Here is a 10,540-nt window from a genome sequence, read left to right on the forward strand (position 1 = left end):
GGACGTGGCGGGGGAGGTGGGCGTGTGGCTCATCGAAGTCTCCTGACTTCTAAAAGAGAGTAGATTTGATTTTAGAAGTCTGACGTAGATTACGTCAAGAAGTTTCTCTTTTAGAAGGGGAGAATCGTGCAGGACGAGTTCGCCGAACAGGCTTCGGGGATCGGTGCGCTGGCAGACGCGGCTCGGCGGTCCCTCTATCGCTACGTCGCCGCACAAGCGGACGCGGTCGGGCGCGAGCAGGCCGCGGCCGCGGTGGGCCTGCCCCTGCACGCAGCGAGGTTCCACCTCGACCGGCTCGTGGCGGAGGGCCTGCTCGAGACGGAGTACCGCAGGCTCTCGGGGCGGACGGGCCCGGGCGCAGGACGGCCGTCGAAGCTCTATCGGCGCTCGTCGCGCGAGCTGTCGATCTCCCTGCCCGAGCGGCGCTACGACCTCGCCGGGGAGGTTCTGGCGGCTGCGATCGAACGGTCGATGCGCGACTCGGTGCCCATCGCGGAGGCGGTGCGGACCGCTGCCGCCGAGCACGGCCGGCGTATTGCCGCGAATGCGGCCACCCCGGCCGTGCCCGCCGGGGCGGAGAACGGCCCCGCGGACGCGGGAGGTACCGACCTCGAACGCCTGGCGCGGGTGCTCGCCCGGCACGGCTACGAGCCGCGCCTGTTCGGCGACGGGCAGATCCGGTTGGCGAACTGCCCGTTCGACCGGCTGGCGAACGAGCACCGCGAACTGGTCTGCGGGATGAACCTCGCCCTGCTCGACGGGGTCGTCGCCGGACTCGGGACCGACCGGCTCTGCGCGGAACTCGCCCCGGAACCGGGGTTCTGCTGCGTCCGGATCCGGGGCGTAGAGCGGTGAATCGTCGCGGTTCCGGGCGTCAGAGCCCGAGCGCCGCGGCGACCTCCCGCAGGGCCGGAACCGGGTCGTCCCGCATCGGCAGGGCCTGGACCGCGACGTGATCCGCCCCGGCGTCGAGGTGCTCCCGCAGACGCGTCGCGATGTACTCCGCGTCGCCGTGCGCGACGAGCGCGTCGACGACCCGGTCGGTGCCGTCGTTGTCGAGTTCCTCGGAGGTGAAGCCGGTGCGTTCCAGATTCGCGCGGTAGTTGCGCAGCTGCAGATACGGGTTGGCCACGGCCTTGCGGCCGATGGTGCGGGCCGTGGCGACGTCGGTGGACAGCACGATCTTCTGCTCGGGGGCGAGCACGGCGCCCGGGCCGAGAACGGCGCGCGCCTCGCGGGTGTGCTCGGGGGTGGTGAGATAGGGGTGGGCCCCGGCGGCCCGGTCCGCGGACAGCTTCAGCACCTTCGGTCCCAGCGCCGCGAGCACCCGCCGCGCCTCGGGTACACCCTCACGGTCGAGCACGTCCAGGTACTCGACCAGTGCCGCGTACGGCTTGCGGTACGTCTCACCGTGCGCCTCGGGGTGGCCGACGCCGACACCGAGCAGGAAGCGGCCGGGATGGCGTTCCTCGAGCCGGTGGTAGGAGGCGGCGATCTCGTCGGCGGGGGCGGTCCAGATGTTGACGATGCCGGTGGCCACGACGATGTTCTCGGTGGCGTCGAGGAGGCGTTCGGCCACCTCGAGGTCGGCGGGCGGCGAACCGCCGATCCAGATCGTGCCGTAGCCGAGCTCCTCGATCTCGGCCCCGGTCTCCGGTGGGAGGCCGGTCGCGTGCCGCCAGACGCCGAAGCGGCCGAGCGGGGGAGTCTGCGTCGTGTTCTCTGCCTTCGTCGAATCCGTCACGCCGGGTCCAACCTCCGTCGCCGCCGGTTTCATTCCGGGCGGTCGATCGGTGACGGTCGGCCCGGACCGCGGCCCTGGATGATCGTCCAAACCCCTCCGCCGGACCGCGGCCGGCTTTGTAGCTGCGGGCGTCCCGGGAACCGTCCCGCCTGCGCGAGGGTGGAGGCACCGGAACGAAGGAGGCTCCCGTGCCGTACACCGTCGCCGAGTTCGACGCCCTGCCGGAACCCGAGGCCGTCGCGCTGCTGACGACCTGCTGCGCCGGCGCGACCTGGGCCGCCCGGGTGGCCGCCGGACGCCCGTACGGCGACCGTCACGCCCTGCTCGACGCCGTGTCCGTCGCGATCGCGGGTCTCGACGACCACGGCCGGGCGGAGGCCCTGGCCGGGCATCCGCGCATCGGGGAACCTTCGGAGAGCGCGTCGTCGCAGCGGGAGCAGTCGGCCGTCGCCACCGCCGACGCCCGGATGCTCGCCGCCCTCGCCGCCGGCAACCGTGCCTACGAGGACAGGTTCGGGCACGTGTACCTCGTGCGTGCGGCGGGGCGGTCCGCCGCCGAGCTGCTCGACATCCTCCACCGCCGCCTCGGTAACGATCCCGCCACCGAGGGCGCGGAGGTGTGCTCCGCCCTGGCCGACATCACCCGGCTCCGGCTCGAACGTCTCGTGCTCGACGAGGCCGACGCCGCGTCCCGCGGGAGCCTGCGATGAGCACCCTCGGCACGCACGTGCTCGACGCCACCACCGGGACGCCGGCAGCCGGAGTGCACGTCGTCCTGGCCGACGCGGACGGCACCGTCCTCGGGACGGGACGCACCGACGCCGACGGCCGGATCAGCGCACTGACCGACGGGCCCCTGCCGCCCGGCACCTACACCCTCACCTTCGGCGCGGGTGACTGGTTCGCCGAGCGTGACATCGACTCCTTCTATCCGGAGGTCGTCGTCACCTTCCGGATCTCTTTGTCCGGCAAGCACGTCCACGTGCCGCTGTTGCTGTCCCCGTTCGCCTACTCCACCTACCGCGGGAGCTGACCCCATGACCGAACTGACCGGCAAGATCGTCCTCGGACCGCACCAGTACGGAAAGGCCGAGAACCGCGTGGTGCGGATCCGCCGCGACACCCCGCGGCACGAGATCCGCGACATGAACGTCTCGTCCTGCCTGCGCGGTGACTTCGGTGCCGCGCACCTCGAGGGCGACCAGGGGACCGTCCTGCCCACCGACACCCAGAAGCAGACGATCTACGCCTACGCCAAGGAGAAGGGCGTCGACTTCGTCGAGACCTACGCCCTCGCCCTCGCGCGGCACTTCGTCGACGACGTCGAACCCGTCCACTCGGCCCGGATCGAGATCGAGGAATACGCCTGGGAGCGAGTCGTCGTCGACGGCGTGGGGCACGACCACACCTGGACCCGGAAGGGCTCCGAGGTACGCACCGCCGCGGTGACCGTCCAGGGCTCCGGCCCGGCGCGCCGCGAATGGGTGATCGGCGGGCTGAAGGACCTCGTCGTGCTCAAGTCCACCGGCTCCGAGTTCGCCGGGTTCCTCACCGACCCGTACACGGTCCTCGAGCCGACCCACGACCGGGTGATGGCGACGAGCCTCGTCGCGAAATGGCGGTTCACCACGACCGACGTCGACTGGGACGCCACCTACGCCGGGATCAAGGCGACCATGCTCGAGCGGTTCGCGAACCTTCGGTCGAAAGCATTGCAGCAGACTCTTTTCGAGATGGGACGCGCCGTGCTCGAGATGTACCCGTTCGTCGCCGAGATCCGGCTCTCGGCCCCCAACAAGCATCACTTCGTCTACGACCTCGAGCGGTTCGGCGTGGCCAACGACAACGAGGTCTTCCACGCCGACGACCGGCCGTACGGCCTCATCCAGGCGACGGTGCAGCGCGAGGACGCCCCCGCCGCCGGGATCGCCTGGGACGCCTACACCGGCGCCGTCTGACGCGCCCTCACGCCAGGGCCCGCACGGCGAGGTACACGTCGAGCCGGTCGCCGATGCGTCCCAGATCGCGGCCGGTGAGCGCCTCGACGCGTCCGATCCGGTAGCGGACCGTGTTCAGGTGCACGTGCAATCGGTCCGCCGTGCGGCGCCAGGAGCCGTCGCAGTCGAGGAACGCCTCGAGCGTGGCGAGCAGCCCGGCGTCGGTGCGCCGGTCGTGCTCGAGCACGGGCCCGAGGATGCGCCCGGCGAACGCGCGGCGCAGCTGGTCGGGAACGGCGGTGAACAACCCGAGCGCGGAATCGAGCTCGGCCGCCCGCACGCACACCGCCCCCGCGTCGTCGCGCGCCGCGGCGACGGCAGCGACCGCGGAACGCACCGCCCCGTCAACGGATTCGCCTGTGCCGCAGGCACTGACACCGGCGAGCAGACGAGCCCGGGGCAGCGCGGGCGCGAGGCGCCCCAGGCGCCGTCGCAGCACGGCAACCACCTCGGACTCCTCCCCGTCGACCAGCGCGACGACGCGCCCGGCGACGTCCACGGTGGTGACGGCGCCGGACAACGCGTCCTGCACGGCGGCCCGGATCGCGGCGCGCTGCTCCGGGGTGCCGGCGGGGGCGCGGTCGACCACCACGGCGATCGGTGATCTGCCGCAGTCGATGTCGCCTCCGGGGGGCGTCCGGTCCGCGGCCTCCCACCCGAGCCGGCGGCGTTCCTCCCGCCGCACCCGGTCGAGGGCCGCCACCGCGGCGAGTTCGCCGAAGGCGTCGAGGCACTCCGCGTCGGGGGTGCCGGCGTGCCGGACCACGAGGTACCACGAGCCGATCCGGTCGGCGAATCCCGAACCGACGGGCAGCACCGTGTATCCCCCCGCCACCTCGGCGGGCAGGCGATCGACGGTCAGCGCGGTCCTCGTGAGGGCGTCGACGTCCTCGTCGGGCAGGGGACCGGCGCCGGCGACGGGCATCCCGGTGGCGGTGAGCAGCCACGCCGACACCCCGAACTCCCGGGCGGTCCGGTCGGTGAGTTCATCGAGGCTGCACCCGTCGGCGACCGCGGTGAGCAGTCGTCGCTGCCGGGCCAGGCCGGTCTGCAACCGGTCCATCCGCGCCCCGGCCATCCGGCCGGTCATGTACTCGATGACCCGGCTGAACGGCACCTCCTCGGGCACCGAGAGCAGCGGTATCCCGTGCCGGACGCAGGCCTCGACCACGTCGGACGGCACCTGCCCGTGCAGCGCCTCCCCGGCGGCGAGGGCGGAGACCCCGGCGCGGGCGAGCAGCGTGACGAACAGGTCCGCATCCGCCGCGGTGCGCCGCCAGACGAGGCCGGTGAACACCAGCGATCCCGCGCTCACGTAGCGGGTGGGGTCGGGCATGTCGGTGGTGCACGCCCGCAGCACGGGGCGGGTGAGCGCATCGGATTCACCGTGCAGCAGGCGGATTCCCAGCTCCGGTGCGTCGAGGACATCCTGTAGCAGCACGGCGTTCACCTCCGGGTGACGGGTTTGGACGATCGCACAATACGAAGCCGATATTTCGGTTCCGTTTCGTGTGTGCCGACCGGGATGTTGCGGTTTCCGGGGGCGTTGACTGGGACCGTCGACGAGCGGGAGGAGCAACGCCGATGCAGCCGAACACCACCCGGCCGATCGTGATCCGGGGCGCGCACGTGGTGACGATGGACGCCGGACGGGCCGAGTACCGGCGCGGGCATGTCGTCGTCGAAGGCAACCGGATCGTCGCCGTGGGCGCCGGCGAGCCACGCGGCTACGACGACGCCACCCTCGTGGACGGCACCGGCTGCGTGCTGACGCCCGGCCTGGTGAACACCCACCACCACCTGTACCAGTGGATCACCCGGGGCCTCGCCGTCGATCACACCCTCTTCGAGTGGCTGACGACGCTGTACCCCGTCTGGGGCGGGATCGACGCCGACGCCGTACACGTCGCGGCGAAGGGAGCCCTCGCCCACCTCGTGCGCACGGGCTGCACCACCAGCACCGACCACCACTACATGGTCCCGCGCGACGGCGGCGACGTCTTCGGCGCCGAGATCGCCGCGGCCGCGGACGTCGGCATCCGGTTCCACCCGTGCCGCGGGTCCATGGACCTCGGCGCAAGCGCGGGCGGCCTGCCGCCGGACCACGTCGTCGAGGACCTCGACACCATCCTCGTCGAGAGCCAGCGGGCCGTGGAGCGGTGGCACGACCCGTCGTTCGGGTCCATGCTGCGGATCGCGCTCGCACCGTGCTCGCCGTTCTCGGTGAGCACGGAGTTGCTGAAGCAGTCCGCGGTGCTCGCCCGCGATCTGGGGGTGCGGCTGCACACCCACCTCGCGGAGACCCTCGACGAGCAGGACTTCTGCATGGAGCGGTTCGGCTGCAATCCGGTGCAGTACATGGAGTCGCTCGACTGGACGGGCCCCGACGTCTGGTATGCGCACGCCGTGCACCTGGACGACCGCGACATCGGGGTGCTCGCCGCCTCGGGCACGGGTGCGGCGCACTGCCCGACGTCCAACGCCCGCCTCGGTGCCGGCATCGCCCGCACCGCCGACCTGTACGCGGCGGGGGTGCCGCTCGGCCTCGGGGTCGACGGGGCGGCGAGCAACGAGTCGTGCTGCATGCTCGAGGAGGCCCACCACGCCGCGCTGTTCGCCCGCGCCCGCAGCGGGCCGCGCGCGATGACGGTCCGGCAGAGCCTGGAACTGGCGACCGTCGGCGGGGCGCGGGTCCTCGGCCGGGAGAACGAGATCGGCTCCCTGGAGGTCGGCAAGCTCGCCGACCTCGCGCTGTGGCGGATCGACACGCTCGCCCATGCGGGCATCACCGATCCCGTCGCGGCGCTCGTGCTCGGCTCCCAGCCGCCGCTCGAGCTGCTGCTGATCGACGGCCGCGAGGTGGTGCGCCGCGACGAGGTGCGCACCGTCGACGAGACGTCGGTGGCCGCGGAGGTTGCCGCCGCGCACGACGCGCTGGTGGCGAAGGCGGGGTGAGCGCATGGACCTGCACACCGTTACCGAATACGACATAGCCGGTACCCGGGAGGATCTCGTCGTCGACGCCGCTACGGCGTTCGTCGGCGGCGGGACGTGGCTGTTCTCCGAGCCGCAGCCGCACCTGCGCCGGCTGCTGGACCTGTCCGGGCTGCGCTGGCCCGCTCTGACCGTCACCGGCGCCGGTCTCGAGATCGCGGCCACCTGCACCGTGGAACGCCTCGCCGCGCTGTCGGACACCGAAACATGGCCGAGCGCAGCGCTGTTCCGTCAGTGCGCGGCGGCACTGCTCGCCTCGTGGAAGATCTGGAAGCGTGCCACCGTCGGCGGCAACGTCTGCCTCTCGTTCCCGGCGGGGGCGATGATCTCGCTGGCCACGGCGCTCGACGCTGCCGCCCTGATCTGGGCACCGGACGGCACGGAGCGCCGGATTCCCGTGCAGCAGTTCGTCACCGGGAACGGCACGAATCTGCTCGGACCGGGCGAGGTACTGCGCAGCATGCACGTCCCCGCGGCGGCGCTGGCGTCGCGCACCGCGTTCCGCAAGATCGCGCTCGCCCCGCTCGGCCGCTCCGGGGCGGTGGTGATCGGCCGCGCCGGCCCCGACGGCGCCTTCACGCTGTCGGTGACCGCCGCGACCGTGCGGCCCTACGTGTTCCGTTTCCCCGAGCCGCCCACGCCCGGTGAACTCGCCGACGCGCTGCATACCGGTGTGCCGGCGGACGCGTACTTCACCGACGCCCACGGCGCCGCCGACTGGCGCCGCGCCGTCACCGCCGTCCTGGCCGACGAGATCCGGGAGGAACTGTCGTGAGGTTCACCGTCAACGGCCGCGAACTCGACGCCGACCCCCGCCCGGGGCAGTGCTTGCGCACGCTCCTGCGTGAGCACGCCCATTTCGAGGTCAAGAAGGGGTGCGACGCCGGCGACTGCGGCGCCTGCTCGGTCCTCGTCGACGGAGAGGCGGTGCACTCGTGCGTCTTTCCCGCCGCGCGTGCCGGCGGCCACGCCGTGACCACCGTCGCCGGCCTCGGCACCGGTGACGATCTGCACCCGCTGCAGCAGCGGTTCGTCGACGCCGCCGGGTTCCAGTGCGGATTCTGCACGGCCGGAATGATCGTCACCGCCGCCACCCTGACCGACGACGATCTGACGGACCTGCCGAACCGGCTCAAGGGGAACCTGTGCCGGTGCACCGGCTACCGATCCGTCGACGACGCGCTGCACGGCGTCACCAACGTGGAGGCACCCGGGGCCGGGCCCTCCTGCGGGCGGTCCCTGCGCGCCCCGGCCGCCGCGCGGGTGGTGACCGGTACCGAGCCCTACACCTTCGACACCGCCGTCGCCGGTGTGCTGCACGTCGCCGTGCTCGGCAGCCCGCACGCCCACGCACGGATCGTCTCGATCGACACGACCGCCGCGGAGGCACTGCCCGGCGTGCACGCGGTGCTCTGTCACCGCGACGCCCCGGCCGTCGCGTACTCCACGGCCCGTCACGAACACCGGGACGACGACCCCGACGACACCGTGCTGTTCGACCGGATCCTGCGCCACCACGGGCAGCGGGTCGCGGCCGTCGTCGCCGAGACCCCGGCGCTCGCGCAGGAAGGGTGTCGCCTGCTCGCCGTCGAATACGAGGTGCTGCCGTACGTCCTGGACCCGGACGAGGCGCGCCGGCCCGGCGCTCCGCTGCTGCACGCGGACAAGGGACCCGAGACGCGCATCGCCGATCCGTCGCGCAACCTCGTCGCCGAACTGCACGGCGAGGTCGGTGACGTCGACGCCGGTGTCGCCGCGGCCGCCGCCGTCGTGCGCGGCCGGTGGCAGACGCAGCGCGTGCAGCACACGCACCTCGAGACCCACGGCGCCATCGGATGGATCGACGGCAGCGGTGATCTCGCGACCGGGGGCCGCCTGGTGATCCGCAGTTCCACGCAGGTGCCGTTCCTCGTCCGCGACGAGCTGTGCCACATCTTCGGTCTCGACCGCGAACGGGTACGGGTGTTCGCCGCGCGCGTGGGCGGCGGCTTCGGTGCCAAACAGGAGATGCTCGCCGAGGACGTCGTCGCGGCGGCGGTCCTGCGCACCGGACGTCCGGTGCAGTGGGAGTTCACCCGCACCGATCAGCTCACCGTCGCGCCGTGCCGGCACCCGATGCGCGTGGACGTCACGGTCGCGGCCGGCGCCGACGGCGTCCTCACCGCCCTGGCCGTCGATGTGCTCTCCGACGCGGGCGCCTACGGAAACCACTCGGCGGGAGTGATGTTCCACGGATGCGGCGAATCCGTCGAGGTGTACCGGTGCCCGAACAAGCGGGTCGACGCCGAGGCCGTGTACACCAACAACCGGCCCTCCGGTGCGTTCCGCGGCTACGGGCTGGGGCAGATCATCTTCGCAATCGAGTCGGCGATGGACGAGCTCGCCGTCGAACTCGGCATGGACCCGTACGAGCTGCGGCGGCGCAACGTCGTCGTGCCCGGCGACGACCTGGTGGGCGCGCACCCGGAGGGCGGCGATCTGGTCTTCGGCAGCTACGGGCTGGACCAGTGCCTGGACCTGGTGCAGGACGCGATGCGCCGAGGCGGTGCCGGGGAACCGGCCGGGCCGCAGTGGCGCGTCGGTGAGGGCATGGCCCTGGCGATGATCGCGTCGAACCCGCCGGGCGGGCACGTCGCCGACACGTCCGTCGAACTGCTGCGCGACGGCACCTATCTCGCGCGGGTCGGCACCGCCGAGTTCGGCAACGGCACCACCACCGTCCACACCCAGATCGCCGCCACCGAGCTGGCCACCCATCCCGACCGCATCCGGATCCGTCAGTCCGACACCGACGTCACCACCCACGACACCGGTGCGTACGGATCGTCGGGGACGGTCGTCGCCGCCAAGGCGCTGCTCGCCGCCGCGCGGGAACTGCGCCGGCGGATGGTCAAACTCGCCGGACAGATCACCGGCACCGACCCCGACGACGCGGTGCCCGAGGCGGACGGGGTGCGTGCGGGCGGCCGCGTCGTCACCCCTGGCGAACTGCTCGACGCGGCCGGCGGCACGCTGCGGGCCGAGGGCAGCCACGGCGGCCTGCCCCGCTCGCTGTCGTTCAACGTGCAGGCCTTCCGCGTCGCCGTCGACGTGCGCACCGGCGAGCTGCAGATCCTGCAGTCGGTGCAGGCCGCCGACGCCGGCGTCGTGGTCAACCCCGAGCAGTGCCGCGGCCAGGTGGAGGGTGGTGCCGCGCAGGCGATCGGGGTCGCGCTGTACGAGGAACTCGTCACCGACGACGCCGGCCGCGTCGTCACCGATGCGCTGCGGAACTACCACATTCCGCAGTACGCCGACCTGCCCCGCACCGAGGTGTACTTCGCCGACACCTACGACGCGCTCGGCCCGATGGGCGCGAAGTCGATGAGCGAGGCGCCCTTCAACCCGGTGGCACCCGCGCTGGCGAACGCGGTGCGCCGCGCGATCGGGATCCGGCCGCACGAGCTGCCGCTCTCCCGCGACCGGATCTGGCGGCTGCTGCAGTGACCGGGCCGTGCCCGTCCGCCCGTGCCCGTCCGCCCGTGCCGAGCGAATGTATCGCTCACTCGATCAGTCCGACGGAACGATACATTCGCTCAGGTGTGGCGGCGCCGCAGCAGCAGGTAGACGATCAGGGCCACCAGCGCCGACACGGCCACTGCCGGGCCGACGCGCTTGAGCACGGACCCGCGGGCGTACTGCATCAGGTCCAGCGGCGCGGCCTCGGTGGGCTGTGGTGCCGCCGTCACCGGCACGGCCGGGGTCACCTCCGGGGCCCCGCCCGCCGGGGGTGGGGGCGCGACGGCCTCCGGCGTCGGCACCGGGG

Annotated in this window: 9 protein-coding genes and 1 pseudogene; 7 read left to right on the plus strand and 3 right to left on the minus strand. The window is 72.6% G+C overall.

The annotated features are described in order from the left end of the window. Positions 1-126: 126 nt before the first annotated feature. The gene (locus G6038_RS28645) at positions 127-855 is read left to right on the plus strand and encodes a transcriptional regulator (RefSeq protein ID WP_165042038.1); all 729 of its coding nucleotides are present in this window, start codon (positions 127-129) and stop codon (positions 853-855) included. Between the two features lie 19 nt (positions 856-874). Here the strand turns inward: G6038_RS28645 and G6038_RS28650 are convergent, their stop codons facing one another. Then, the gene (locus G6038_RS28650; protein ID WP_165042040.1) at positions 875-1,777 is read right to left on the minus strand and encodes an LLM class F420-dependent oxidoreductase; all 903 of its coding nucleotides are present in this window, start codon (positions 1,775-1,777) and stop codon (positions 875-877) included. A 155-nt stretch (positions 1,778-1,932) separates the two neighbouring features. Here G6038_RS28650 and uraD point away from each other — a divergent pair, with 155 nt between their 5' ends. From uraD to pucL, 3 genes are read left to right on the plus strand one after another with little or no spacing between them, the layout of a single operon-like run. Beyond that, the gene (gene uraD / locus G6038_RS28655) at positions 1,933-2,454 is read left to right on the plus strand and encodes a 2-oxo-4-hydroxy-4-carboxy-5-ureidoimidazoline decarboxylase (protein ID WP_165042042.1); all 522 of its coding nucleotides are present in this window, start codon (positions 1,933-1,935) and stop codon (positions 2,452-2,454) included. Further along, entirely contained in the window at positions 2,451-2,777 is a 327-nt protein-coding gene (gene uraH / locus G6038_RS28660) for a hydroxyisourate hydrolase (protein ID WP_165042044.1), read from the plus strand. Before uraD ends, uraH begins: the two co-directional genes overlap by 4 nt. A 4-nt stretch (positions 2,778-2,781) precedes the next feature. Continuing rightward, the gene (gene pucL, locus G6038_RS28665; protein WP_165042046.1) at positions 2,782-3,702 is read left to right on the plus strand and encodes a factor-independent urate hydroxylase; all 921 of its coding nucleotides are present in this window, start codon (positions 2,782-2,784) and stop codon (positions 3,700-3,702) included. A gap of 7 nt (positions 3,703-3,709) precedes the next feature. On the opposite strand, the gene G6038_RS28670 is transcribed toward pucL, so the two are convergent. Next, entirely contained in the window at positions 3,710-5,182 is a 1,473-nt protein-coding gene (locus G6038_RS28670) for a PucR family transcriptional regulator (RefSeq protein WP_165042048.1), read from the minus strand. 143 nt (positions 5,183-5,325) lie between these two features. Here G6038_RS28670 and G6038_RS28675 point away from each other — a divergent pair, with 143 nt between their 5' ends. From G6038_RS28675 to G6038_RS28685, 3 genes are read left to right on the plus strand one after another with little or no spacing between them, the layout of a single operon-like run. Beyond that, positions 5,326-6,696 carry an 8-oxoguanine deaminase gene (locus G6038_RS28675; protein WP_165042050.1) on the plus strand — a complete coding sequence of 457 codons (1,371 nt, stop codon included), beginning with the start codon at positions 5,326-5,328 and terminating at the stop codon, positions 6,694-6,696. A gap of 4 nt (positions 6,697-6,700) precedes the next feature. Then, on the plus strand, positions 6,701-7,510 hold the full coding sequence (locus G6038_RS28680; RefSeq protein ID WP_165042051.1) for an FAD binding domain-containing protein: 810 nt from the start codon (positions 6,701-6,703) through the stop codon (positions 7,508-7,510). Beyond that, positions 7,507-10,221 (plus strand): molybdopterin cofactor-binding domain-containing protein, encoded by a 2,715-nt coding sequence (locus G6038_RS28685; RefSeq protein WP_165042053.1) that lies wholly within the window; start codon positions 7,507-7,509, stop codon positions 10,219-10,221. The genes G6038_RS28680 and G6038_RS28685 overlap by 4 nt, the downstream gene beginning before the upstream one ends. 89 nt (positions 10,222-10,310) lie before the next feature. Here the strand turns inward: G6038_RS28685 and G6038_RS28690 are convergent. Next, a pseudogene (locus G6038_RS28690) lies at positions 10,311-10,540 on the minus strand (carbon monoxide dehydrogenase); the annotation flags it as partial.

The sequence above is a fragment of the Rhodococcus sp. 14C212 genome, assembly GCF_011058195.1.
GTDB classification, from domain to species: domain Bacteria; phylum Actinomycetota; class Actinomycetes; order Mycobacteriales; family Mycobacteriaceae; genus Rhodococcus; species Rhodococcus aetherivorans.